Source organism: Methylobacterium sp. C33D (genome assembly GCF_053345825.1).
The window spans coordinates 1-25,359 of record NZ_JBKFAV010000036.1; the positions used below are offsets into that span (position 1 = coordinate 1).

A 25,359-nucleotide genomic window follows, 5' to 3' on the forward strand; every position below is an offset into this window, starting at 1 on the left:
GGGGTGGAGCAGCCCGGTAGCTCGTCAGGCTCATAACCTGAAGGTCACAGGTTCAAATCCTGTCCCCGCAACCAAATCCCGACACACGAAACCCGCCGCGCCCACAAGCGCGGCGGGTTTCGCGTTTGTCCGGCCACGGACCGAGCCCGGACGCCTGAACCGGTTCGCCGTCAGGTTGCGCCTCCGTACCATTGTCGGTCCGCTTCCAGACCCTCCGTCGCGCACCGCCAAGGTGCGACCGCCGGAAAGCGTCGCTGAGGTTGTCCTATCGGCCTTGAGGTATCGGCCGGCCACGCTTTCCGAATGCACAATCGATGGGCAGAAATGGCCTCGAAAGCTCTATAGCTGGCATTGCAGCGCGCCTTCGGCTGTAGAGTGCAGGCCTCGCCCGATCGCAGGGATAAACTGGCAATATCGATTGTGCACAAGCGAGACTTTGACAGGCATTGCTCCTTGAGGTTGAGCGATCAAGATCACTCTTCTTACGCTATTTGGGATCGTATACCCCAATTCCGAATTTAAGACTTGACCCTTCTTCCGAATGCGATTGTATCAGGCGTCCGAATCGCGACGCAGTGCTTGCGTTCTGGCGAGTTTCGTCATCACGAGAAGGCAACGCACGAGACATGGCCCAGTCGAACGGCGACTCCCTCCGCTTCGTCACGCTCGCCTCCGAGATCGTCTCGGCCTATGTGAGCCACAATCACGTGCAGAGCGCGGATCTGCCCGGCCTCCTCAACGAGGTACACGCGGCGATCCGGGGGATCTGCGACGCCGGCCAGAGCCAGCCGATCGCCAAGGCGACCGCGCAGGAGATCCGGCGCTCGATCAATCCGGACTTCCTGATCTCGTTCGAGGACGGGAAGCCCTACAAGACGCTGCGCCGGCACCTCACCCTGCGCGGCCTGACGCCGGAGGCCTACCGCGCCAAGTGGGGTCTCGCCTCGGATTACCCGATGACGGCCCAGAGCTACTCCGAGCAGCGCTCGCAGCTCGCCCGCTCCCTGGGCCTCGGGCAGCCGCGCGCCGCAGCGCCGGAACCCGAGGCCGAGCCCGCGCCGCAGCCCGCGCCGCAACCTGCCGGGAAGCGGCGGACCCGCAGCAAGGAAGCCGTCTGACGGCGACACGCCCCGCTCGCAGCGAAGGTGTCGTCGACCTGCCGCAATCGGCCTCGATAGCGTGAGGCCGCACGGTGCGCCTGCCTTCTCTCGGCCTGGACGGCGCGCCCGCCCAGACGCCGGAGCCCTGCATGCTGACCCGCCTCACCCTGCCCGCCCTCGTCGCAGCCCTGCTGGCCGCCAGCCCGGCCGCGGCGCAGATGGCGCGGACGGAGACCCGGGAGCCCGCGAAGGACGGCACCGCGAAGGTCGTGCCGCTCAGCAAGGCCGACGTGCAGCTCTCCTTCGCCCCCGTGGTGAAGCGGGCCGCGCCCTCGGTGGTGAACGTCTACGCCTCCCACGTGGACAAGCGCTCCAGCGCGCGCACCAGCGCCATGGAGGAGTTCATGCGCCGCTTCTTCGGCGAGGCGGAGGGCGGCCGCGGCCCCCGGGGTGACCGCGCGCAGCGCTCCCTGGGCTCGGGCGTCCTGGTCGATGCCGACGGGCTCGTCATCACCAACAACCACGTCATCGACAACATGAACGAGGTCCGGATCGCCCTGGCGGATCGCCGCGAGTTCGAGGCCGCGATCGTGATGCGCGACACCCGCACCGACCTCGCGGTGCTCAAGATCAAGGAGCCGCCGAAGGGCCTCGTGCCGATGCCGTTCGGCGATGCCGACGCCCTGGAGGTCGGCGACTTCGTGATGGCGATCGGCAACCCGTTCGGCGTCGGCCAGACGGTGACGCAGGGCATCGTCTCGGCGCTGGCGCGCACGCAGGTCGGCTCGGCGGACTACCAGTACTTCATCCAGACCGACGCGGCGATCAACCCGGGCAATTCCGGCGGCGCGCTGGTGGACCTGCGCGGCCAGCTCGTCGGCATCAACACCGCGATCTACTCGCAGTCGGGCGGCAGCCACGGCATCGGCTTCGCGATCCCGGTGGGCATGGTCAAGGCGGTGGTCGACGCCGCCCGCGACGGGGCGAGCGTGGTGCGCCGGCCCTGGCTCGGGGCGCGGATCCAGAGCGTGACCCCCGACATCGCCGACAGCATGGGTCTCGACCACCCGACCGGCGTGCTGGTGGCGAGCCTGCAGCCCAAGAGCCCGGCCGAGGAGGCGGGCCTGAAGCGCGGCGACCTGATCCTCACGGTCGATGGCCAGGAGGTGGCCGACCCGGAGGCCTTCGGCTACCGCTTCGCCCTGAAGGGCGTGCAGGGCCACGCCCGGTTCGGGATCCTGCGCGGCACGGCCCGGCAGACGGTCTCGGTCAAGCTCGCGCCGGCACCCGAGACGCGCCCGCGGGACGCGCTCAAGGTGAAGACCCGCTCGCCGTTCGTCGGCGCGACCCTGGTCAACACCTCGCCGGCGGTGGCCGAGGAGATGCAGGTGGACTTCCCGGCCGAGGGCGTGGCCGTGCAGGCGGTGGACGAGAACTCCATCGCGGCCCGGGTCGGGCTGCAGAAGGGCGACGTGATCGTGGCGGTCAACGGCGTGCCGATGGCGACCACCAAGGATCTCGACCGGGTCACCCGCAACAGCCTCAATTCCTGGGAGGTCGCGATCAACCGCAACGGCGAGATCCTGACCTCGGTGTTCGGCGGCTGATCCCGTCCGGGGGCGCCAGGTCCGGGGGCGCCAAGTCCGTGGCCGTGGGCAAGCCCCGGCTCCCGGCTTGCGCCCCCGGCCGCGCCCGGTGTTGATGCGCGGATGTCCGACCTGTTCGCCTCCGCGAAGCCTCCCGCCGCGCCGGATCCCGGCCGCGCCCCCGGTCTCGAGGCCGCCCGCCCGCTGGCGGACCGGCTGCGCCCGCAGACCCTCGCCGAGGTCGTCGGCCAGGAGCACCTGACCGGGGAGGGCGGGGCGCTCACGCGCCTCCTGCGGGGCCGGACGCTCGGCTCGCTGATCTTCTGGGGGCCGCCCGGCACCGGCAAGACCACGGTGGCGCGGCTGCTCGCCCAGGGCACCGACCTGCATTTCGAGCAGATCTCGGCGATCTTCTCGGGCGTGCCCGACCTGCGGAAGGTGTTCGAGGCCGCGCGCAAGCGGCGGGCGACCGGGCAGGGGACCCTGCTGTTCGTCGACGAGATCCACCGGTTCAACCGGGCGCAGCTCGACGCCTTCCTGCCGGTGATGGAGGACGGGACCGTCACGCTGGTGGGCGCGACGACGGAGAACCCCTCCTTCGAGCTGAACGCCGCGCTCCTGTCCCGCGCCCGGGTGCTGCTGTTCCGGGCGCTCGACCCGGGGGCGATCGCCCGGCTGCTGGTCCGGGCCGAGGCGCTGACGGGCCAGGCCCTGCCGCTCACCGAGGAGGCACGCGGGGTGCTGGTCCGCATGGCCGACGGCGACGGTCGCGCGGCCCTGACCCTGGCGGAGGAGGTCTGGCGCTCGGCCCGGCCCGGCGAGACCCTCGACGCCGAGGCGCTGCAGGAGATCGTGCAGCGGCGCGCGCCGATCTACGACAAGGCGCAGGAGGGCCACTACAACCTGATCTCGGCGCTCCACAAGACCGTGCGCGGCTCGGATCCGGACGCGGCGCTCTACTATCTCTGCCGGATGCTCGATGCCGGCGAGGACCGGCTGTTCATCGCCCGCCGGCTGGTGCGCATGGCGGTGGAGGATATCGGGCTCGCCGACCCGCAGGCTTTGGTGGTGGCCAACGCCGCCAAGGACGCGTTCGACTTCCTCGGCAGCCCCGAGGGTGAGCTGGCCCTCGCCCAGGCGGCTATCTACCTCGCCTGCGCGCCGAAATCGAACGCCGTCTACACCGCCTACAAGGCCGCGACGCGGCTGGCCAAGGAGGCGGGCTCCCTGCCGCCGCCGCGGACCATCCTCAACGCGCCGACCAAGCTGATGAAGCGGATCGGCTACGGCGAGGGCTACCGCTACGACCACGACGAGCCCGACGCCTTCTCGGGCCAGGATTACTGGCCCGACGCGCTGGGGCGCCAGCATCTCTACGCGCCCACGGAGCGCGGCTACGAGTCCCGGCTCGCCGAGCGCCTCGACCGGTGGGAGGCCCTGCGGAAGGCGCGGCGCGGGGAGGGGTAGGCCGCCTCACAGATCGAGCGGCGCGTTGTCGATCACCTCCTTCATCACGAAGAAGGTCCGGGTCTGGCGCACCCCCGGCAGGCCGATCAGCGTGGCGCTGTGGAGGCGGTTGAAATCGGCCATGTCGGAGACCCGGATCTTCAGCATGTAGTCGAAGTCGCCGGCCACGAGGTGGCAGTCGAGGAGCGCGGGAATCGCCCGCACGGCGGCCTCGAACTCGGAGAAGCTCTCGGGCGTCGAGCGGTCGAGCACGACGCCGACGAAGACCAGGGTGCCGCGCCCGACCCGCATCGGGTCGATCAGCGCCCGGACCGCCCGCACGAACCCGTCCGCGAACAGGCGCTGGATCCGGCGATGGCAGGTGGCCGCGCTGGTGCCGACCCGCTCGGCGATCTCGGCATTCGCCATGCGCCCGTCCGTCTGGAGGAGGCGGAGGATCTTCTGGTCGATCCGGTCGAGCCCTGCAGACATGGACGATTCTTTCAGATACGGCGCGTGATACGGAATTCTGTGACGCCAGGACCCTCTTTGACGCAAGCCATCGGCTGTCCGAGGCGAAAGATCGAGAGCACCTTTCATCGGGGATCGGGTAGTTTTCCGTGCGCCTCGAAGACGGAGCCGGGCCTCGCGCCGGGCCGTCGCCGAGGCCTCGCTTCGACGCGCCCGGGCGGACCGAGACCGCTCCTGCCCCCGGCCGCGCCCCGAGACCCGGAGAGACCCGATGCTGGACAAGTTCGAGCGCTATCCCCTGACTTTCGGCCCGACGCCGATCGAGCCGCTCAAGCGCCTGACCGCGCATCTCGGCGGCGAGGTGGAGCTCTACGCCAAGCGCGAGGATTGCAATTCGGGCCTCGCCTACGGCGGCAACAAGCTGCGCAAGCTCGAGTACATCGTGCCGGACGCGATCAAGAGCGGCGCCGACACGCTGGTGTCGATCGGCGGCGTGCAGTCGAACCACACCCGCATGGTCGCGGCGGTCGCCGCCAAGATCGGGATGAAGTGCCGGCTGATCCAGGAGGCCTGGGTGCCCCACGAGGACGCCGTCTACGACCGGGTCGGCAATATCCTCCTGTCGCGGATCATGGGCGCGCAGACGCAGCTCGTGGATGACGGGTTCGATATCGGCATCCGCGATTCGTGGAAGCGGGCGCTCGCCGAGGTCGAGGCCGAGGGCGGCAAGCCCTACGCGATCCCGGCCGGCGCCTCGGTGCACAAGTACGGCGGGCTCGGCTATGTCGGCTTCGCCGAGGAGGTGCGCAGGCAGGAGGCCGAGATGGGCCTGCGCTTCGACTACGTGGTGGTCTGCACGGTGACCGGATCGACCCATGCCGGCATGCTGGTGGGCTTCTCGGCCGACGGGCGCGCCCGCAACGTCATCGGCATCGACGCTTCCTGCACCCCGGCCCAGACCAAGGCCCAGGTCCTCGACATCGCCCAGAACACCGCCGCCCTGGTCGGCGCCGGCGACATCGTGGCCGACGACGTGGTTCTCAACGAGGATTACGCCTACCCGGTCTACGGCGTGCCCTCCAAGGAGACCGTGGAGGCGATCCGCCTCTCGGCCCGGCTCGAGGGGATGATCACCGACCCGGTCTACGAGGGGAAGTCGATGCAGGGCATGATCGACCTCGTGAAGAAGGGCTTCTTCCCGAAGGGCTCGAAGGTGCTCTACGCCCATCTCGGCGGCGCGCCGGCGCTGAACGGCTACAGCTACACGTTCCGCAACGGCTGAGGCGGAATCGGAAGGCCGGCCCGGCCTCTCCCATCCACCCGCCCTCATCCTGAGGTGCGGCAAAGCCGCCTCGAAGGCGCCCTCCTTCGAGGCCCGCGCTGCGCTCCGGCGCCTCAGGATGAGGTCGCGCGTGGCGATGTCGGCAGGCGACCGCATCGTCCCGCCCTATATGGCGGCCTGCGCCAGAAACGGCGCGGAACCCGCACCGGAGAGGGCAGGGATGATCGCACCGGCACGCGCGCTGCTCCTGACGGCCCTGCTCGCCCTGGGCGCGCCCGCCGCGCGCTCCGCCTCGGGACCGGCCGTCGAGGCCGAGAACGGGATGGTGGTGTCGTCCCAGCGCCTCGCCTCGCAGGTGGGTGCCGACATCCTGAGGGCCGGCGGCAACGCCGTCGACGCCGCGGTGGCGGTGGCCTACGCCGAGGCGGTGGTGAACCCGTGCTGCGGCAATCTCGGCGGCGGCGGCTTCCTGGTGCTCCACAGCGCCGACGGGCGCAGCCGCTTCGTCAATTTCCGCGAGACCGCCCCGGCGGCCGCCACCCGGGACATGTATCTCGACGCCGCCGGCAACGTCGTGAAGGGCGCGAGCCTGCGCGGCTGGAAGGCGGCCGGCGTGCCCGGCACGGTGCTCGGCCTCAACACCGCGCTCGCCCGATACGGGGCCCTGCCGCTGGCGCAGGTGATGGCGCCGGCGATCGCGCTCGCCCGCGACGGGTTCGTGCTGACCCGGGGCGACACCGACATCCTCGAATCCGGCACCAAGCTGTTCGCCGCCCATGCGAACGTCGCCCGGATCTTCCTGCGCCCGGACGGCAGTCCCTGGCGGCCCGGGGACCGGCTGGTCCAGGCCGACCTCGCCCGCACCCTCCAGGCCATCGCCGAGCACGGCGCGGACGCGTTCTACCGGGGCGCGATCCCGGCAGCCGTGGAGGCGGCCTCCCGGGCGGGCGGCGGCCTGCTGACGGCGTCCGACTTCGCCGCCTACACGGTGACGCAGTCCGAACCGCTGACCTGCCGCTACCGGGGCGCGACGATCCTGTCGGCCCCCCCGCCCTCGTCGGGCGGCACCACGCTCTGCGAGATCCTCAACATCCTCGACGGCTACGACCTGCGGGCGGCGGGGTTCAACTCGGCCCGGACGGTGCACCTGATGGTCGAGGCGATGCGGCGCGCCTACGCTGACCGCAACCTGCTGCTCGGCGACCCGGCCTTCGTGGAGAACCCGGTGGAAAGGCTGCTGTCGCCGGCCTACGCGGAGACGCTCCGGGCCTCGATCCGCCCGGACCGGGCGACCCCGTCGGTGGAGATCCGCCCGGATCCCGGCCCGGAGGCGCGGGAACGGCCCGAGACCACCCACATCTCGGTGATGGACAGGGCCGGCAACGCGGCATCGCTGACCTACACGATCAACGGCTATTTCGGCGCCGGGGTGATCGCCGGCGACACGGGGTTCTTCCTCAACGACGAGATGGACGACTTCACGGTCAAGACCGGGGTGCCGAACCTGTTCGGCCTCGTGCAGGGGACCAAGAACGCGATCCAGCCGGGCAAGCGCCCGCTCTCGTCCATGGCGCCGACGATCGTGCTGCGCGACGGCAAGGTCGCGATGGTGGCGGGCTCGCCGGGGGGCTCGCGGATCATCACGATCAACGCGCAGACGCTGATCAACATGCTGGATTTCGGCATGGAGCCGCAGGAGGCGGTGGACGCTCCGCGCATCCATCACCAGTGGCTGCCCGACACGGTCTACGCCGAGCCCTTCGCGCTCTCGGCGGACACGCAGGCGATCCTCAGGGGCATGGGCCACACGCTCGTCGAGCAGAAGCCCTGGGGGGCGCAGGAGCTCATCGCGGTCCGGGCCGCGGCGCCCGCCTTGCCGGAGTCCGCGTCGTCGGGCAACGACGCCTCGCGCACGGAGCGCATGCGGCCGGGCCTGCTCTACGGCGCCAACGACAACCGCCGGCCGGCGGGCGCGGCGGTGGGGGAGTAGGGGGCGGGCGGCTTGCTCCGGACAACCCCGTCGTCCCGGGCACGCCGGCCCTCGTCCGGGAGGGCAGGGTGGGGTGGGGCAGGGCGCAGCGTACCCGGCGATCGCGAGACCGGGGGTTCAGCCCTCTTCCGCCTCCCGCGCCACCGCGCGGAACCCGATGTCGCGCCTGCAGAAACCCTCCGGCCAGTCGATCCGGGCCACCGCCGCGTAGGCGCGGGCCTTGGCGTCCGTGACGCTGTCGCCGACGGCCGTCACCGCCAGGACCCGGCCGCCATCGGCCAGCAGCTGCCCGTCCTCGGCGCGGGTGCCGGCCTGGAACACGTGGACCCCGTCGCCCTCGGCCGCGTCGACGCCCCGGATCACCGAGCCCCGGACCACGGCGCCCGGATAGCCCGCCGCCGCCATCACCACGGTGAGGGCCGCCCGGTGGGGATCGAATTCCAGGCTCACGCCGGAGAGGTCGCCCTCGCAGGCCGAGAGCAGGGCCGGCACGAGGTCGGAGGCGAGGCGCGGCATCAGCACCTGCGCCTCGGGGTCGCCGAAGCGGGTGTTGTACTCGATCAGCTTGGGGCCGTCGGCGGTGAGCATGAGGCCGGCGTACAGGATGCCGGTGAACGGGCAGCCGCGGGCCCGCATGCCGGCGAGCGTCGGCGCGATGATCTCGGCCATGACCCGGGCCTCGATCTCCGGGGTGACCACCCGGGCCGGGGAATAGGCGCCCATGCCGCCGGTGTTGGGCCCGCGGTCGCCGTCGAAGACCCGCTTGTGGTCCTGGGCGGTGCCGAGGGAGATCGCCCGCGTGCCGTCGCAGAGGGCGAAGAAGCTCGCCTCCTCGCCGAACAGGCACTCCTCGACCACCACCTCGGCGCCGGGCTCGGCGAAGAGGCCGGTCAGCGCGTCCTCGGCCTGGTCGACCGTCTCGGCCACGGTGACGCCCTTGCCGGCGGCGAGGCCGTCGGCCTTCACGACGATCGGGGCGCCCTGCTGGCGGACATAGGCCAGCGCCGGCTCCAGTTCGGTGAAGCGCGCGAAGGCGGCCGTCGGGATGTTGCAGGCGGCGCAGAGATCCTTGGTGAAGCCCTTCGAGCCCTCGAGACGGGCGGCGTCGCGGGTCGGCCCGAAGGCGCGGATCCCGGCAGCCTTCAGGTCGTCCACCAGGCCGGCGACGAGGGGCGCCTCGGGTCCGACCACCACGAGGCCGATCGACTCCGCCGCGCAGAAGGCGGCGACGGCCGCGTGGTCCGTGACCTTGAGGTCCGGTCGGTTGGTCCCGTGGCGGGCCGTGCCGGGATTGCCCGGCGCCGTGAACAGGCGGGTGCAGAGCGGGCTCTGGGCCAGTCGCCAGGCCAGGGCGTGCTCGCGGCCGCCGGAGCCGATCAGCAGGATATTCATGCGCACGCCACCATGGGCCCAGCTTGTGGGGGAAGCGTGCCCGCGGGAAAAGGTTTTTTTCGGGCTTTCCCCGCTCTGCGCGGATATCCCGGCGGCGCGGAGGCCGCTGTCAGCAGCCGGTGCAGACGCTCGTGTTGAGGCCGCCGCCCCGCCGCACGATCCCGTTGCGACCGATATGGCGGCCCCGGTACACATCCCCGCGGACGCCCCGATAGGGCAGGTAGGGCCCGTAGGAATCGGCCTGGACGTTGCGCTGGATCGTCTGGTTCAGCGTGTTGAAGTCCGAGACCCGCTGCTGGTTGAGCGACCGGATCTGGCCCTGCAGGGCGAACGAGGCGTTGGCGGCATTCGGGTCGTTCTGCTGCACCTGCGCCCAGGCGGAGCCCGCCGGGAGAGCCAGCGCCAGGGTGAGGAGCGCGCGGGACGCGGCACGCATGGGTCCCTCCGTGCGAGATTCGTGCGGTCTTCGGATACGATTGCCCGAAGTCGACGCGCCAGGATCGGTCCGGGTTCCCGGGCGCGTCAACCCGGCACGACGGGGGACTTCGTCTCCGGCAGGGCCTCGACGCGCTCGGGATCCAGCCCGGTATGGGCCTGGACCAGCGGGTGCGGGGTCAGGGCCAGCCACTGCGTCAGGGAGATGTCGGCGTAGCGCGGGCTCTTGAACATCTCCAGGAAGGTCAGGGTCGTGTCGCCGGTATTCTCGATATAGTGCCCCATGGCGAAGGGCACGTAGCCGACGTCGCCGGCCCGGTAGTCGAAGGTCCGGGCCTTCGATTCCGAGCCGAACACCGTCATCCGGCCCTGGCCGGAGAGGTAGTACTGCCACTCGTCGCCGTTCGGGTGCCAGTGCAACTCGCGCAGCCCTCCGGGCTCGACCTCGACCAGCGCCGCCGCGATCGTGACGGAGGCCGGGAACACCGTGGAATCGGTGATGCGCACGCTGCCGCCCCGGGTGCGGACCGGCTCCTGCGCCAGCATACGGTGGCTGAAGGTCTTCGGCACCGGCCCGGAACCGCCCATCCTGTCGGCGGCGAGCGGGCCGGGCGTCGGACCGGGGAAGATGTAGAGCTCCGTCTCGGGAATCTTCGCAAAGGCGCTCTCGGGCAGGCCGAAATTCTTGGCGAGCACGTCCCGGGGCGTGTGCGCCAGCCAGTCGGTCAGCAGGAAGGTGGAATCCTCCGAGAAGCCGCCGTCGTCGAACACGAGCAGGAACTCGCAGCCGTCGACCCCGTCGGCGGCGAGCCCCTGGATCGAGTGCGGGATGCCGCCCGGGAAGTACCAGAGGTCGCCCGCGCCGACATCGTCCGCGAAGGTGCGCCCGTCCTGGTCGACCGCGGTGATCCGGGCCCTGCCCTTGATCATGTAGGCCCACTCGGATTCCTTGTGCCAGTGCATCTCGCGGACCGCGCCGGCCTTGAGCCGCATGTTGACCCCGGCCATGGCCTTGGAGACCGGCAGCTCGCGGATCGTGGTCTGGCGCGCCCAGCCACCCTCCTCCAGCCGCATGTGGCTGTCCGCGAAGGACCATTTCAGGTTCGGCATCGTGCCGTGGTCGGTGGCGGGCGGCGCCAGGGTAAAGGGCTCCTCGGCGGCGCGGGGCCGGTTCTGCGGGCCCAGGATGTCGGCGCCCTTGCCGCCGCGCTCGGGGCGGGGCGCGGCCGGCCCGGCAGATTGCGCCGCGGCGGATGACGCCACCATCGCGCCGCCGGCGGCTGCGATGACGGCGCGCCTGGAGATCTCGGTCATCGTGGATCGGTCCCTGAGTCGGTGGCAGGAGAACCGGTCGCGTGCTCGGAGGATCCGCGGGCGGGCCGCACTGTGCGCTGCGGCATCTCGCCCGGAGCCCGCGCGCGGTCTATGCATTGAATACGGCGCACTGGATACGGCACCGCGCGCGTCCCGGCCGGGCGCCGAGGCGGCGGTTCAGGCGCGGCGCGACCCGAGGGCGAGGATGGCGGACCGGGACAGTTCAGCCGCGGACGGAACCGTCCCGCCCGCCCGCGGCCGCCGCCGCTGGCTCGCCCTGCTGGCGCTGGCGGGCCTCGGCGCCCTCGGATACCGCCTGTGGCCGGACGCGTCCCGCGCGGCGAGTCCGGCCGCCGGGGCCGAGGCGAAGCCGCCGACCGTGCGGGTCGCCACCGCGGCCCGGGCCCCCGACACCCTCAGCCTGACCCAGACGGGCACCACCCAGGCGTTCGACACCGCGAACCTCTACCCGCGGGCGACCGGCTACATCGTCGAGCGCAAGGTCGATATCGGCTCGCACGTGAAGGCGGGCGACCTGCTGTTCCGGATCAGCGCGCCCGACCTCGACCAGCAGCTGGTCCAGGCCCAGTCGCAGGTGCTGCAGCTCCAGGCGGCGCTGATCCAGGCGCGGGCGATGGTGGACCAGGCCGAGGCCAACCGCCACCTCGCCGACGTGACCAACCGGCGGACCTCGACGCTCGCCGGCAACGGGGTCGAGACCCGGCAGAACGCCGACACCTCCCAGGCCGGGGTGCTGGCGCAGACCGCCAACGTCGACGCCGCCAAGGCCGCCGTGAAGGTCGCGGAGGCCAACATCGCCGCCCAGGAGGCGCAGGTCGCCCGGCTCAAGGTCCTGACCGGGTTCGAGGAGATCCGCGCGCCCTTCGACGGGGTGGTGACGGCCCGCAACAACGATGTCGGCGACGCGGTCACGGCGGACACGAATACGGGGGCGCCGCTCCTCACGCTGAACCGCGACGACGTGCTCCGCATGGCGGTGAACGTGCCGCTATACGCCGCCGACGGCGTCCGCGACGGGCTAGCCGCCAAGGTCGAGGTGGCGCAGATCCCGGGCCGGATCTTCCCCGGCACGGTCTCGCGCTCGTCGACGACGCTGCTCTCGGCCGCGCGCACGCTGGTCACGCAGGTCGACATCCCCAATCCCGACGGCGCGCTGCGGCCGGGGCTCTACATCACCATCACGCTGGAGATCCCGCGCGTCTCGCCCGCCGTGACGGTGCCGAACGACGCGCTGATCTTCGACCAGCACGGGACCCGCGTGGCCGTGGTCGAGCCGGCGGGCGACGGGAGCGGCGTGGTGCGGATGCGATCGGTCACGATCTTCCGCCAGACCCGCACGCTGCTGGAGCTGCGGGACGGCCTGAGCGGCGGCGAGCGCGTCGTCGTGGGCCCGCCGGCCGCGCTGCGCGACGGCGACAGGGTCAGCCTGCGTCCGGAGGATCGGGCAGGGGCGTGAGCGGGCGCGAGCGGCGGTGTGGGCGGCGGTGTGAGCGTCACGCGGCGGGGCGCCGCCGTCCGGTCGCCGTGTCCAGCCCTGGGACAGCTCCGGGACAGCTCCGGCGGCGATAAGCGTCGGGCACGCGGCGGCCGAGGCGGGGGCAGACCCCGGCACCGCCGTGACCGGACGGCTCAGGAAGCGGACATCACCGCCGTGGTACTCGGAACGATAGCGCTGTCGATCGCGCTGCTCGGGCTCGCCCTCGCGATCCTCGGTCTGACGCTGGCGCTCGCGGGGGGATCCTGGTTCTACGTCGCGCTGGGCGCGGGATTGCTGGCCTCCGGCGTCGCGCTGGCCCGGCGGCGCCAGCACGGTCTCGGCCTCTACGCGCTGGTGCTGGCGGCGGCCTTCGCCTGGACGGTGGGCGAGGTCGGGCTCGACAAGTGGCAATGGATCCCGCGCGGGGCGCTGCTCCTGCTCGTCGGATCCGTGCTCTGCCTGCCCTCCGTGGTGCGGCGCCTGCGCGACGCGCCCGAGCGGCCCTGGAGGCCCGGCCTCGAGAACGGCCCGCTCGCCCTCCGGGTCGTCGTGCTGCTCGTCGCGGCCTCGGGCGCCGCGGCCTGGTTCGTCGACCCGGTCGAGACGCGGGGCAGCCTGCCGAAGGTCGCGGGGGCGGGGCCCGCCGCCGTCGATCCGAGCGGCGTTCCCTATCCGGCCGACGATTGGATCGCCTACGGCGGCACCAATCTCGGCCAGCGCTACTCGGCGCTGGCGGATATCGGCACGGCCAATGTCCGGGGCCTCGTCGTGGCCTGGGAGCACCATACCGGGGACCTGCGGGGTGACAGCCGGGCGGATGCGAAGGAGTTCACGTTCGAGGCCACGCCCATCAAGGTGAACGGGCTGCTCTACCTCTGCACGCCGCACAACATCGTCCAGGCCCTGGAGCCCGAGACGGGCCGGCTGGTCTGGGCCTTCGACCCGAAGATGGCGCGGGACGGCCAGTACCAGCACCAGACCTGCCGCGGCGTGTCCTACAACGACTCGACCGGCTACGTGCCGCCCGCGGAGACCGACGCGGACCGGGCCGCCGCCGTCGCGGCCGCGGTCGCCGAGTGCCCGCGCCGGATCATCGCGGCCTCGGTCGACGCGCGCCTCTACGCGCTGAACGCCGAGACCGGGGCCCCGTGCAGGACCTTCGGGGCCGACGGGTTCGTCGACCTGAAAGCGCAGATGCCGAACCTCCGGCGCGCCAGCTATCAGCAGACCTCGGCGCCGCTGGTGACCCGGAACCTCATCGTCCTGGGCAGCGCGATCGCCGACAACTACTACGCGGACAACCCCTCGGGCGTGATCCGCGCCTTCGACGTGCGCACCGGCGCGGTCGTCTGGAAATTCGACGCCGGCAGGCCCGACGCGACCGCGCCGCTGCGGCCCCACGAGCGCTACGAGCCCAACTCGGCGGTGGCCTGGACGCAGTTCTCGGCGGACGAGGCGCTGGGACTCGTCTACGTGCCGTTCGGCAACCGGGCGCCCGATCAGGTGGGCGTGGCCCGGTCGAAGGCGGACGAGGCCCTCGTCGACGCCCTGGCGGCGCTGGATCTGGAGACGGGCACGCTGCGCTGGGCGTTCCGGACCACGTATCACGACCTGTGGGACCGCGATAACCCGTCCCAGCCGGTCCTCCTCACCCTGCCGCAGGGCGACGGGACGGTGCCGGCGATCCTGATCCCCACCAAGGTCGGCAACGTCTGGGTCCTCGACCGCCGCACCGGCGTCCCGGTCCGGCCGGTCTCCGAGATCCCGGTCTCGACCCGGACCGACATCCCGGGGGAGACGCCGTCCCCGGTCCAGCCGATGTCGTCCCTCCGCTTCACGCCGCCGCCGCTGACGGAGGCCGGCATGTGGGGCGTCACGCCCTTCGACCAGATCCAGTGCCGCCTCGCCTTCCGGTCGAACCGCTACGACGGCAACCCGTTCACGCCGCCCCAGGCCTCGGCGGGCGCGATCGTCTGGCCGGGCAATATCGGGGTGTTCAACTGGGGGTCGGTGGCGGTCGATCCGGTCCATCACTGGATGATCGCGACGCCGCAATACCTGCCCTACATCTACCGCCTGCTCCCGCGCCCGCCGGGCGAGCCGGAGAGGCGCCTCCTCGGCGCCGATCCCGAGGCGAGCCCGGTCAACGAGAATCTCGGCGGCCCCTACGCGATCGCGATCGCGCACATGCGCTCCGCCCTCGGCATCCCCTGCAGCGCGCCGCCCTGGGGCGTGCGCGTCGGCGTGAATCTCGCCGACGGCACCGTCGCCTGGAAGCGCCGCAACGGCACGGTCGCGGGGCAGAAGGTCGGCGGCCTGGCCGTCCCCCTTCCCCTGGAGATGGGCATGCTGGCCCATGGCGGCACCCTGACCACGGCCGGCGGCGTCGCGTTCACGGCCGCCACGCTCGACGACCGCATCCGCGGCTACGACATGCAGACCGGCGAGGTGCTGTGGTCCACGAAGCTGCCGGCCGGCGGCCAGGCCACCCCGATGACCTATCGCGGCCGGGACGGGCGGCAGTACGTGGTGGTCGCGGCGGGCGGCCACGGCGCCCTCGGCACCACGCCGGGCGACTCGGTCGTCGCGTTCAGGCTCGAGTGAGCCGTCGCGCGCCGGCCGCCCGCCGGAGCGGGCGCGGCGGCGGCTTCGGCCGCTCGGCCGGGGCGAGGCGGGGCAGGGTGCCCTAAGCGGAGAGCCGGGCCCGCGCGTCGGTGCGGGCGAGGCGGGCCAGCAGGTACTCGACCTCGGCCTTCGCCTGCGCGGTCAGCGCCTGGGACGGCTTGCGCTGCGCGTCGGACGCGAAGATCCCCCGGCGCATGAACACGTATTTGCGGACCGCGAGCCCCAGCGGGCCCTGTTGCTGCTCGTAGCGGAGATAGGGGAGGTGGGCGTCGAACAGGTCGTGGGCGGCGTCGCGCTCGCCGGACCGGCCGAGGCGGACCACGTCGACCAGCATCTCCGGGAAGGCGTAGCCGGTATTGGCCCCGTCGGCGCCGCGCTCGGTCTCGAAATCGAGGAACAGGCCGCCGTTGCCCACGAGGATGGAGATGTGGCGCATCGAGCCGTCCGCCTCGAAGCCGCGCAGCGTCGAGATCTTCTCCAGCCCCGGCCAGTCCTCGTGCTTGAGCATCACGCAGGAGGGGTTCTCAGACACGATCCGGCGAATCACGCCGGGGGTCATCTGGACCGAGAAGGTGAGGGGATAATCCTGAAGCACGAAGGGCACGTCCGGGCCCACGGCCTCGGCGGCGTTCCGATAATAGCCGACCACCTGGTCGTCGGTGCGGAGCGTGTTGGGCGGCGCGATCATCACGCCGGCCGCGCCCAGCTCCATCACCTCCCGGGCGAGGGAGCGCATGGCCGCGAAGCCCGGCGCCGTGACGCCGACGATCACCGGCAGCCGGGTGCGCCCGAGGACGCGCCGCGCCACCGCGATCCCCTCCGCGTGGTCGAGCTTGCCGGCCTCGCCGAGCTGGCCGAGGATCGTCAGGCCGTCGACGCCGGCCGCCCCGAAGAAGTCGGTCATCCGGTCGAGGGAGACCTCGTCGATCCGGCCGTCCGGATGGAACGGCGTCGGCGCGATCGGGACGACGCCGCCGATGTCGCTGGTGAGAGGCATGCCGGTCTCCGCGCTGCTGCGGCCGCCGCCGGCCGCCGGGTGGCCTGCCCCATACCGGAAAATCCCGGGCGACGCGACGCGCCCGGGACCGGTTCCACGCGCCCGACCCGCCCGATCAGCCCAGCAGCTTGTCGAGGGTGATCGGCATCTCGCGGACCCGCACGCCGGTGGCGTGCCAGACCGCGTTGGCGATGGCCCCCACCGTGCCGGTGATCCCGATCTCGCCGACCCCCTTCACGCCGAGGTTGTTCACCACCGCGTCGTCCTCGTGGACCAGGATCGCCTCCATGGCGGGCACGTCGGCGTTCACCGGCACGTGGTACTCGGCGAGGTTGTCGTTGAGGAACCGGCCGGTGCGCGGATCCATCTCGGCCCGCTCGTGCAGGGCGAAGGACAGGCCCCAGATCATCCCGCCGTAATACTGGCTCTGGACGAGGCGCGGGTTGATCACCCGGCCGGCCGCGAAGGCGCCCACCAGGCGGCTCACGCGGATCTGGCCGAGATCGGGATCGACCTTCACCTCGGCGAAGACCGCCCCGTGGGCGTGCATGGCGTAGGAGGCCTGCGCGGCCGGGTCAGCGCCGGCCTTGCCCTGGCCCTCGATGCGCGACCGGCCGGCCCGCCGGAGGATGTCGGTGAAGGACTCGCTCCGGCCCGGATCGTCGCGCCGGGTCAGATGCCCGCCCGCGGCGGTCACGCCGGCATTGCCCGCGCCGTAGAGCGGGGAGGCGGGATCGTTGGTGGCGAGCTCCGCGAGCTGCCGGATCACGTCGCCGGCCGCCGCGTGGACCGCGCCGCCCGCCGTGGCGGTGTGGCCCGAGCCGCCCGCGATGCCGGCATTCGGCAGGTCTGACGAGCCCATCCGGAAGGTGAGGGCGTCCATCCCGATCCCGAGCCCGTCGGCGGCGATCTGAGCGAGCGCCGTCCACGAGCCCTGGCCCATGTCGATCGCCCCGAGCTCCACCGTGCCGGTGCCGTCGGCGCGGATCTCGGCCCGGGCCATGCCCTCGAAGATCAGCGCCGGGAAGGTGGCGGTGCCCATGCCGGTGCCGACCAGGAACCCGTCCCGGTCGCGGGTCTGGCGGGGCTGCAGCGGGCGACCGGCCCAGCCGAAGGCCTCGGCGCCGCGGCGGTAGCAGTCCCGCAGGGCTTTGGAGGAGAACGGCTTGCCGGTGATGGGCTCGACCTCCGCGTAGTTGGCGAGCCGGAAGTCCAGCGGGTCCATGCCGAGCGCGTGGGCCATCTCGTCCAGCGCGCTCTCCAGGGCGACGCTGCCGGTGGCCTCGCCGGGCGCGCGCATGAACAGCGGCGTGCCGGTGTCGAGCCGCACGGCCTCGTGCCGGATGGCGATGGCCGGGCTCGCGTAGAGGGTGCTGGTCGCCCGGCCCGCCGGCTCGAAGAAGTCGTCGAAGCTCGACGAGGCGGTGCGGATGTGGTGGTCGAGGGCCGTCAGCTTGCCGGAGGCGTCGGCGCCCAGCCGGAGAGTCTGCCGGGTCGGCCCGCGATGGCCCATCGGGCCGTACATCTGGGTGCGGGTCGGGACGAGCTTCACCGGCCGGCCCACGAGCTTGGCCGCCATGCAGGCGAGCACCTGCGGCCCGGCCGGGACGCCCTTCGACCCGAACCCGCCGCCGAGATAGGGGCTCTCGATGTGGATGTCGTCGGGGCCGATGCCGAACAGCCCGGCGAGCCTCGCCTGCGACATGGCGAGCGCCTGGGTCGGCATGAACAGCGTCAGCCGGTCCCCGTCCCAGCTGGCGACGGCCGCGTGCGGCTCCATGGCGTTGTGGTACTGGGCCGGCGTCTCGTAGGTGGCGGCGATCGTCCTGGACGCGGCCGCGAGCCCGGCCTCGACGTCGCCGTCCGTCTCGACGGGCGGCGCGCCGACGCCGACCGAATCCGGCGTGAAGGCCTCGCCGGAATCGAGCCCGATCCGCGGCGTCTCGGCCGCGTAGGTCGGGGCGAGCAGCCGGGCGCCCTCGGTGGCGGCCTCCAGGGTCTCGGCGATCACCACGGCGATGGGCTGGTTGGCGTAGCGGACGCGGTCGTTCTGCAGGAGGTCCAGGCGGAACGTGAATGGCCCGTCCTTGGCGTCCGGGTCCTTGGCGAGCGTCGGGGCGTGCCCCGGCCGCATCACCGCCACGACGCCGGGATGCGCCTCGGCGGCGGCCACGTCGAGGCCGGTGACGCGGCCGCGGGCGATCCGTGCGACGCAGAGCGCCGCGTGGAGCGTGCCGGGGGGCAGGTTGTCGGCGGAGAAGCGGGCCTGGCCCGTCACCTTGAGGGGGCCGTCGCGCCGGGTCAGCGGCTGGCCGATGCTGGAGCCGTGGCGGATCGCGCCGGCGGGGAGGTTCGAGGCGGTCATGTTCGACGGCTTGGAGGTCGCGGTCATGCGGGTCTCCTCGAGACGGGTTCGGGTTGGGGCTTCCGGTCGACGCGGCTCCCGCCGCCATCACGAGCGGCGCGAAGTGACCCGGGGCAGCGCGACATCGCAGGTCGCGGCGCCGACTGGGCTGCTTCGCTCCGCTCGCAGGGACGGCGGTGCCAAGCCATCGACCGCGTGTCAGACGATGCCGAACGGGGAGGCGGGGAGCGCCGGGATCCGGGCGGGCGTGCCCGCGGCGGCCTGGGCGAGGGCGCGGATCGCCACTCGGCGGGCGAGTTCGACCTTGAAGGCGTTGGCCTCGCCGGTGGGCTTGGCGCCGGCGAGCGCCGCGTCTGCGGCCTTCGCGAAGGCCTCGGGGGAGGGTGCCTGTCCGGCGAGCGCCGCCTCGGCCTCCGCCACCCGCCAGGGCTTGAGCGCCAGCCCGCCCAGGGCGAGCCGGGCCTGCCCGATCCGGCCGCCGGCCTCCAGGGTGAGGGCCGCCGCCGCCGAGACGACCGCGAAGGCGTAGGAGGTGCGGTCGCGGACCTTGAGGTAGCGGGCGTTGCCCCGGAACGCGGCCGCCTCGGGGGGCAGGCGCAGGGCGGTGATCAGCTCGCCGGCCCGCAGGTCGGTCTCCCGCTCCGGGTGATCGCCGGGGAGGTGGTGAAAGGCGGTGAGCGGCACCTCCCGGGTGCCGTCCGGCCCGGCGATCTCGACCACCGCGTCGAGGGCGGCGAGCGGCACGCAGAAGTCGGACGGGTGGGTGGCGATGCAGTGCTCGCTCCAGCCCTGGACCGCGTGGATGCGGGTGGCGTGCCCCAGGGCCGCGCAGCCGGAACCGGGCGCGCGCTTGTTGCAGGGCGAGACCGCGTCGGTGAAGTACTGGCAGCGGGTGCGCTGCATCAGGTTGCCGCCGACCGTGGCGGCGTTGCGCAGCTGCGCCGAGGCGCCGGCCAGCAGGGCCTCGGCGACCATCGGGTAGGCCTTGGCGAAGGCCGGATCGTGGGCGAGGTCGCTGTTGCGGACCAGGGCGCCGACCCGGGCGGTGCCGTCCGGCAGCCGCTCGATGGCCGAGAGGCCGGGGAGGCGGGTGATGTCGACGACCCGCTCCGGCGTGGCGACGCCGCCCTTCATCAGGTCGACGAGATTGGTGCCGGCGGCGAGGAAGGCGGTCCCCGGCTGCTGGCCGGCCGCCACGGCCTCGGGTACGCTCGCGGGGCGGATGTAATCGAAGGTCCTCACGCCGCGTCCTCCCGCTGCTCCGAGGTCCGGGCGGCCGCGTCCTGCACGGCGTCCAGGATCCCCGCGTAGGCGCCGCAGCGGCAGAGATTGCCGCTCATGCCCTCGCGGATGCGCTCCGGATCGGTGCCGGCGTGGCCCTCGCGGATCAGGCCGACCGCGCTCATGATCTGGCCGGGGGTGCAGAAGCCGCACTGGAAGCCGTCATGGGCGATGAAGGCCGCCTGGACCGGGTGCAGCCGGTCGCCCTCGGCGAGCCCCTCGATGGTCAGCACCTCGGCGCCGTCGAGGCTCGCGGCGAGGGTCAGGCAGCTGTTGATCCGGCGCCCGTCCACCAGGACCGTGCAGGCGCCGCACTGGCCGCGGTCGCAGCCCTTCTTGGCGCCGGTCAGACCGAGGCGCTCGCGCAGGAGATCGAGGAGGGTGACGCGCGGATCGTCGAGGGCGATCTCGCGCGGCTGCCCGTTCAGGGTGAGCCTGAGGGGAATGGTCATGCGGGGGTCCCGGCTACCGAGGCTGGAACCGTTACAGATAGCCGCCGCCACGCTCCCGGCGAGACCTTAAGCAGAAAGCGATGTGCGCAAGATCACGGCACGCGAAGGTTGCGCGCTCACGCCGACTTGACCCGGACCTCCGAGGCCGATTTCAGCACCGTCTTGCCCTTGGCGGTCTTGATCTCGAGGGCGGGCTCGGCCTTCGAGGCCTCGCGCTTCACCGTGTTGCCCTTGATGGTCTTCTCGACGTCCCGCGTGTGGACCTTGGTCACCTCACCCGAGACGGTACCCGTGCCCCATTTGTAGGTGACGTCGTCCCCGGTCTTCACCTTCGCCTTGGCGGTCATGCGTGTCTCCATGGTGGATGTGGGCGTGGATGCGGGGAAAGGCCCCCGGGAGCGGGCGCGTTCCCGGGTTTCCACGGCCGGAATGCCGCACTCAGCGGCCGACCTCCCGGCGCAGGGCGGCGACCATCGTCTCGACCGCCGCCTGCGCGGTCTCGCCGAGGTCGATGGCGCGCGCGCCGGCGGTGACGAGGCCGCGCCCCTCCAGCTCCTGCACGCCCTCCGGGTCGGCCTCGTGGCCGGCGCCGTCCCGGCGGATCACCGAGGTGACCGTCTCGCCGCTGACGAGCCGGTGATAGGCCGCGAAGGCGAGGATCGAGAGGGCCTTGTCGGACAGTCCGTTCAGGTCGTCGGCCATGCGTGGGTTCCTCTGCGCGTTTCTCCACGCGTTCCTCGAAGCGTTTCTCGTTCCTCGAAGCGTTTCTCGAAGCGTGTTCGACGGACGAACGCCGGACGGGGCCGGGGGGTCCGGGCGGTCGCCGGGGTGCGACGACACGTGCGACGACACGTACGAAGACACTTGCGACGACGGGTGCGAGGACGGACGCGCTCCTCCGGGCGACGCCGCTTCGCGCCGGGGCCACCTTCCTGCTACCCTGCCGCCCTCCATGACTCCGCAGACCGACCAGACCGACCAGACCGAAGTGGAACCGAGCCCCGAGCCGCGCCGCGCGCCCGCGCCGCCCGATCTCGACTATCGCCTGCGCCAGCAGGCGATCTTGTCGGAGTTCGGCGTCGAGGCCCTGCGCGGCACCGATGTCGACCACCTGCTGCAGCGGGCCGCTGAGCTGTGCGCGCAGGGCATGGGCGCCGAGTTCTGCAAGGCCCTGGAGTATCGGCGCGGCGCCGACACCCTGCTGGTCCGGGCCGGTGTCGGCTGGGGGCCCGACGTGATCGGCAAGGCCCGAATCGGGGCCGATCTCGCCTCCCCGGCCGGATTCGCCCTCAAGACCGGCCGGCCTGTGATCTCCAACCACCTCGCGGACGAGACCCGGTTCCGCACGCCGCAGCTCATGGCCGAGCACGGCATCCGCCGGGCGATCAACGTGCTGATCGAGAACCGGGACGGTGCCTTCGGCGTGCTGGAGGTGGACGACACCCGCGAGGGCATGTTCGCGGAGGCCGACATCGCCTTCATGCAGGGCTTCGCCAACCTGCTCGGCGGCGCCATCGAGCGCCAGCGCACCGAGAGCCTGCTGCGGGCCGCCCTCGCCCGGCAGGACCTGCTCGCCCGCGAGATGAGCCACCGGGTCAAGAACAGCCTCGCCATCGTGGCGAGCCTCCTCGCCCTGCAGGCCCGGGCCGCCGAGGACCCGGCCGTGCAGGCGGCCCTGGCGGACGCGCGCAGCCGCGTCGAGGCGATCGCGGGCGTCCACGACCAGCTCTGGCGGCAGGGTGACACGGTCGCGGGTGAAGGGGAGGGGGTGCCGGGCGAGCTCGACCTCGCGCCCTTCCTGGAGAAGCTGGTGGCCAACCTCGCCAGCGGCGTGCCGGGCCAGCGGCTCGCCTGCACGGCCTGCCCGCAGCGGATCTCGGCCGACCGGGCGATTCCCATCGGCCTCCTGGTCAACGAACTCGTCACCAACGCGCTGAAATACGCCTACCCCCCCGAGACGCACCCGGCCGGCGGCGAGATCCGGGTCCGCGCCGAGCGGCGGCCCGAGGGGCTCGTGGTCGAGGTTGCCGACGACGGGATCGGCCTGCCGGCGGGGTTCGCGATCGGGCGCGACTCGAAGAGCCTGGGCATGCGGGTGATCGGCAGCCTCACGCGCCAGCTCGGCGGCAGCCTGACGATCCCGAGCCGGGGGAAGGGCGCCTGCTTCCGCCTGGAGGTGCCCTTGGAGGTGCCCTTGGAGGTGCCCCCCGAAGTGTCCCCGGAGGTGCCGCCTGCGGTATCCCCGGAGGTGCCGCCGGCCGGCTGAGGCGGCGTGCGCCCCGACCGGGCCGGGACTGGACAATAGCCCTGCCCCGCCGGGCCCGGGCGCGACGGGCGCGGCGAGACAGGGCGCGAGACAGAGCGGATGCAGTGACCGAGAACAGGACGACGGCGGCGCTCCTCGCCGAACGGCTCCACGCCTTCCGGAGCCTCGGCGACAATTGCGAATTCGGGTTCGTGCAGCGCTACGGCGGGGTCGAGCCCTCCGGCCTGCTGCGCTTCTCCTACACGCCCATGGCGGACCTGATCCGCGGCCTGCGCTGCGGCTTCGCGGATTTCGGCGTGCCGGGGGATCTGCGGCTCTCCGTCAGTTCCGGCGGCACCTATTACTGCCACAGCGTCGCCTACAACATCTGGGCGAATACCGGGCACCCGGCCGGTTCGATCGAGCCGGAGGCGCTGCTGGAGCGGGAGTACGGCCGGCTGGCCCATCTCAAGCGCAAGCTGCTGGACGAGCTCGCCGACGGCTCGAAGATCCTGGTGCGCAAGGTCGGCCGCGACGAGCCCGAATCCGATTTCGCCCGCCTGGTCGAGGCGGTCCGGGCGCACGGGCCCGCGACGCTGCTCCGCGTGACCGAGGCCGGGCCGGACTGGGCCCCCGTACCGGCCCGGCGCGTCGCCGACCGGCTGATCGAGGGACAAGTCCGCCGGTTCGCACCGGTGGAGCAGGCCTGGGAGGTCGACCTCGAACCCTGGATGCACCTCGTGGACAGCGCCTACGCGCTGGAGCGCGGCGCGGCGCCGACCCGCCTCGACGCCGCCGCCTTCCCGGAGGCGCTGACGCTGCCGGGACGCCTGCGCCGGCACGTCGGCCGGCACCGGGCGACGGCTCTGAGCGCCTACACGCGGGCGGTGGATCCGGCCGGCTTCCGCGCCGACACGGTCCACGTGTTCTCGAGCTGGGTGTGGATTCCGGAGGACTTCGCCGGGGACCGGGTCTTCGCGGCGGCCGGCTACGCGCGGCTCGGCTGGCGGGACGCCGACCTGTCGCGGCGCCGGTGCTGGCAGCGCGTCTGGGCGGCGGGACGGCTGCGCCCCGACGCGACGCGGGAGCCCGTCGGGCTCGGCATGATCGGCACGCGGCGGGACGGGTTCTGGTCCGCCGGGGCCCGCTTCGCCGAGGGGCCGATCCCGGGGGACGAGCCGGCGCCGGAGCTGCCGATGCCGCCGGTCCGGTTCCCGGGCCGGGATCTCCTCGGCCGGCTGCTGCCGCGGGTCCTGTAGACCCGGACCGGCGCCCGACCGGGAACCGATCCGGCACGGCGGTCTTGCCTACCGGGCCGCACGGGACCGCGCCCGTCGCGAGGGGGCCCATGCCCGGTTTCGTGCCCGACCGCCGCTCTCTGCTCCTCGCCCTGGCCGCGGGTTCGGCCGTCCTGTCCGCGCGGGGGGCCGACGCCGTCGGGGCACCGGAGCGGATCCCGCTCTGGCCGGGGGAGCCGCCGGGCGGCGGCGGTCCGCAGGGTCCGCCGGTCCGCGACGACAGCGGCGCCGTGAAGAACGTCGCCGTGCCGGTCCTGGAGGTGTACGCCCCGGAGACGCCGACCGGCGTGGCGGTCCTCGTCGCCGGCGGCGGCGGTTACGCCCGGATCGGGATGGTCAAGGAGGCGCTCCCCGCCGCGCTCTGGCTCGCCGCGCAGGGCATCACGGCCTTCGTGCTCACCTACCGCCTGCCGGGCGAGGGCTGGGCGGCGGGCCCCCTGGCGCCGCTCCAGGACGGGCAGCGGGCCCTGCGCCTGATCCGCGCCGCGGCCGCCCGCTTCCGGATCGACCCCGCCCGCGTCGGCGTGCTCGGCTTCTCCGCCGGCGGGCACCTCGGCGGCCTCGTCGCCGCGCGCTCCGCGTTCCGGGCCTACGACCCCGTCGACGCGGCCGACGACCTGTCGGCGCGGCCCGACTTCGCGACGCTGATCTACCCCGTGGTGAGCCTGGAGCCGCCCTACGACCGCACGACCACCCGCCGCTCCCTGGTCGGCGAGACCCCGAGCCCGGAGGCGAGCCGGGACTGGTCGCTCCAGACCCATATCGGGTCCGGCTGCCCCACGCTGTTCCTCGTGCAGGCGGACGACGACGCGGTCATCAGCCCGGAGCACAGCCGCATCCTGGACGCGGCTTGCCGCAGAGCGGGCGTGCCGGTCGAGTACCACCGCTTCGCGGTCGGCGGTCACGGTTTCGGGATCGGCCGGTCGGAGGCGCCGGTCGCCCTCTGGCCGAGGCTCTGCCGGCTCTGGCTGACCAGCGTGTCGGTGATGCGCTGACGCGGCGCGCACCGTCGCCCCGCGGCGGTCCCAACGGGTCTGCCATCCGGCTCCGGAGCCATCTCCGGAGCCATCGGGCAGGCAGGGCAGGGGACCGGCGAGCCCCCGGCCTGCCCGCAGGGGCCCTCGCCCGCACGGACAGCACCGCGCCGGGCGCGTCGGAGATCGCCGCCGGTTTCGCGGGCGGTCACGCCCTGAGACCCGGGACGCCGCCACTGCCGCGCGGGGCGCTGGGCGATGCTGGGGCGCCGCAGCGGCGCTCGGCCGTGCGTCGGCCCGGTCCATCCGCCGCGGGGAGGGGCCTCCGGCCCCCTGAGCCGACCGCCCTGCCCGGGCGCGTCGGGCTTCGGCGCCCCGTTGGCCCCTCCGTCCCACGTGCCCGGCGGCGGTGCGCGCGGCCTTCCATCCCTGCGGCCTCGACGTGACGTCCGATCAGCGGCCGTCATCCACCCGTGCAGCCTCGAGGCCGGGGCGCCCGGACACCGGACGATCCGGCCCCACGATCCGGCCCCACGGAACCATCTCCGATATTCGCATAAGATATATTATGGAATACAGGGGCCAATTCGGGCGGGGTGAGGGGTGGC

General features: G+C 72.9%; 20 protein-coding genes. 10 read left to right on the forward strand and 10 right to left on the reverse strand.

Annotated elements, in window-relative coordinates:
* Nucleotides 1-626 precede the first annotated feature (626 nt).
* The 3 genes from ACLBXO_RS24155 to ACLBXO_RS24165 all read left to right on the forward strand — a co-directional run bounded on the left by ACLBXO_RS24155 (nt 627) and on the right by ACLBXO_RS24165 (nt 4,153).
* Entirely contained in the window at nt 627-1,118 is a 492-nt protein-coding gene (locus ACLBXO_RS24155; RefSeq protein ID WP_331318873.1) for a MucR family transcriptional regulator, read from the forward strand.
* Between the two features lie 131 nt (nt 1,119-1,249).
* A complete protein-coding gene (locus ACLBXO_RS24160; protein WP_331318872.1) occupies nt 1,250-2,707 on the forward strand; it encodes a Do family serine endopeptidase in 1,458 nt (485 codons plus the stop codon).
* A 102-nt stretch (nt 2,708-2,809) separates the two neighbouring features.
* Complete coding sequence (locus tag ACLBXO_RS24165; protein WP_331318871.1) at nt 2,810-4,153, forward strand: replication-associated recombination protein A; 1,344 nt, start codon at nt 2,810-2,812, stop codon at nt 4,151-4,153.
* A 6-nt stretch (nt 4,154-4,159) separates the two neighbouring features.
* Here ACLBXO_RS24165 and ACLBXO_RS24170 read toward each other — a convergent pair whose 3' ends face one another.
* The gene (locus ACLBXO_RS24170) at nt 4,160-4,624 is read right to left on the reverse strand and encodes an Lrp/AsnC family transcriptional regulator (RefSeq protein WP_020095546.1); all 465 of its coding nucleotides are present in this window, start codon (nt 4,622-4,624) and stop codon (nt 4,160-4,162) included.
* Nucleotides 4,625-4,874: 250 nt separating this feature from the next.
* Here ACLBXO_RS24170 and ACLBXO_RS24175 point away from each other — a divergent pair, with 250 nt between their 5' ends.
* Together ACLBXO_RS24175 and ggt are read left to right on the forward strand one after the other, a co-directional pair.
* Nucleotides 4,875-5,885, forward strand: coding sequence for a 1-aminocyclopropane-1-carboxylate deaminase (locus ACLBXO_RS24175; RefSeq protein ID WP_331318870.1), 1,011 nt, complete (start codon nt 4,875-4,877; stop codon nt 5,883-5,885).
* Nucleotides 5,886-6,105: 220 nt separating this feature from the next.
* Entirely contained in the window at nt 6,106-7,875 is a 1,770-nt protein-coding gene (gene ggt / locus ACLBXO_RS24180) for a gamma-glutamyltransferase (RefSeq protein WP_447686963.1), read from the forward strand.
* A gap of 117 nt (nt 7,876-7,992) precedes the next feature.
* Here ggt and purD read toward each other — a convergent pair whose 3' ends face one another.
* The 3 genes from purD to ACLBXO_RS24195 form a co-directional block, all read right to left on the reverse strand.
* Nucleotides 7,993-9,267: a phosphoribosylamine--glycine ligase gene (gene purD / locus ACLBXO_RS24185; RefSeq protein WP_331318868.1), complete on the reverse strand. Its 1,275-nt coding sequence runs from the start codon at nt 9,265-9,267 to the stop codon at nt 7,993-7,995.
* Between the two features lie 109 nt (nt 9,268-9,376).
* The gene (locus ACLBXO_RS24190; RefSeq protein ID WP_331318867.1) at nt 9,377-9,703 is read right to left on the reverse strand and encodes a hypothetical protein; all 327 of its coding nucleotides are present in this window, start codon (nt 9,701-9,703) and stop codon (nt 9,377-9,379) included.
* A gap of 86 nt (nt 9,704-9,789) precedes the next feature.
* The gene (locus ACLBXO_RS24195) at nt 9,790-11,016 is read right to left on the reverse strand and encodes an oxalate decarboxylase family bicupin (protein WP_331318866.1); all 1,227 of its coding nucleotides are present in this window, start codon (nt 11,014-11,016) and stop codon (nt 9,790-9,792) included.
* A gap of 205 nt (nt 11,017-11,221) precedes the next feature.
* On the opposite strand from ACLBXO_RS24195, the gene ACLBXO_RS24200 reads away from it, so the two are divergent.
* Together ACLBXO_RS24200 and ACLBXO_RS24205 are read left to right on the forward strand one after the other, a co-directional pair.
* A complete protein-coding gene (locus ACLBXO_RS24200) occupies nt 11,222-12,493 on the forward strand; it encodes an efflux RND transporter periplasmic adaptor subunit (RefSeq protein ID WP_447686964.1) in 1,272 nt (423 codons plus the stop codon).
* A 195-nt stretch (nt 12,494-12,688) separates the two neighbouring features.
* Nucleotides 12,689-15,118 carry a membrane-bound PQQ-dependent dehydrogenase, glucose/quinate/shikimate family gene (locus tag ACLBXO_RS24205; protein ID WP_447686965.1) on the forward strand — a complete coding sequence of 810 codons (2,430 nt, stop codon included), beginning with the start codon at nt 12,689-12,691 and terminating at the stop codon, nt 15,116-15,118.
* A gap of 82 nt (nt 15,119-15,200) precedes the next feature.
* Here the strand turns inward: ACLBXO_RS24205 and ACLBXO_RS24210 are convergent, their stop codons facing one another.
* From ACLBXO_RS24210 to ACLBXO_RS24235, 6 genes are all read right to left on the reverse strand, one after another.
* Nucleotides 15,201-16,136 (reverse strand): dihydrodipicolinate synthase family protein, encoded by a 936-nt coding sequence (locus ACLBXO_RS24210; protein ID WP_331318863.1) that lies wholly within the window; start codon nt 16,134-16,136, stop codon nt 15,201-15,203.
* A 115-nt stretch (nt 16,137-16,251) separates the two neighbouring features.
* Nucleotides 16,252-18,528 carry a xanthine dehydrogenase family protein molybdopterin-binding subunit gene (locus ACLBXO_RS24215; protein ID WP_331318861.1) on the reverse strand — a complete coding sequence of 759 codons (2,277 nt, stop codon included), beginning with the start codon at nt 18,526-18,528 and terminating at the stop codon, nt 16,252-16,254.
* A gap of 171 nt (nt 18,529-18,699) precedes the next feature.
* On the reverse strand, nt 18,700-19,743 hold the full coding sequence (locus tag ACLBXO_RS24220; RefSeq protein WP_331318860.1) for an FAD binding domain-containing protein: 1,044 nt from the start codon (nt 19,741-19,743) through the stop codon (nt 18,700-18,702).
* The gene (locus ACLBXO_RS24225; protein WP_210035279.1) at nt 19,740-20,234 is read right to left on the reverse strand and encodes a (2Fe-2S)-binding protein; all 495 of its coding nucleotides are present in this window, start codon (nt 20,232-20,234) and stop codon (nt 19,740-19,742) included. Before ACLBXO_RS24225 ends, ACLBXO_RS24220 begins: the two co-directional genes overlap by 4 nt.
* Before the next feature lie 116 nt (nt 20,235-20,350).
* A complete protein-coding gene (locus tag ACLBXO_RS24230; protein WP_331318858.1) occupies nt 20,351-20,581 on the reverse strand; it encodes a hypervirulence associated TUDOR domain-containing protein in 231 nt (76 codons plus the stop codon).
* Nucleotides 20,582-20,672: 91 nt separating this feature from the next.
* Nucleotides 20,673-20,936 (reverse strand): hypothetical protein, encoded by a 264-nt coding sequence (locus ACLBXO_RS24235; protein WP_331318857.1) that lies wholly within the window; start codon nt 20,934-20,936, stop codon nt 20,673-20,675.
* A 250-nt stretch (nt 20,937-21,186) separates the two neighbouring features.
* On the opposite strand from ACLBXO_RS24235, the gene ACLBXO_RS24240 reads away from it, so the two are divergent.
* From ACLBXO_RS24240 to ACLBXO_RS24250, 3 genes are all read left to right on the forward strand, one after another.
* Nucleotides 21,187-22,500: a sensor histidine kinase gene (locus tag ACLBXO_RS24240; protein ID WP_331318855.1), complete on the forward strand. Its 1,314-nt coding sequence runs from the start codon at nt 21,187-21,189 to the stop codon at nt 22,498-22,500.
* Between the two features lie 104 nt (nt 22,501-22,604).
* Nucleotides 22,605-23,738: a hypothetical protein gene (locus ACLBXO_RS24245; protein ID WP_447686966.1), complete on the forward strand. Its 1,134-nt coding sequence runs from the start codon at nt 22,605-22,607 to the stop codon at nt 23,736-23,738.
* 89 nt (nt 23,739-23,827) lie between these two features.
* Nucleotides 23,828-24,772 (forward strand): alpha/beta hydrolase, encoded by a 945-nt coding sequence (locus ACLBXO_RS24250; RefSeq protein WP_447686967.1) that lies wholly within the window; start codon nt 23,828-23,830, stop codon nt 24,770-24,772.
* Nucleotides 24,773-25,359 lie beyond the last annotated feature (587 nt).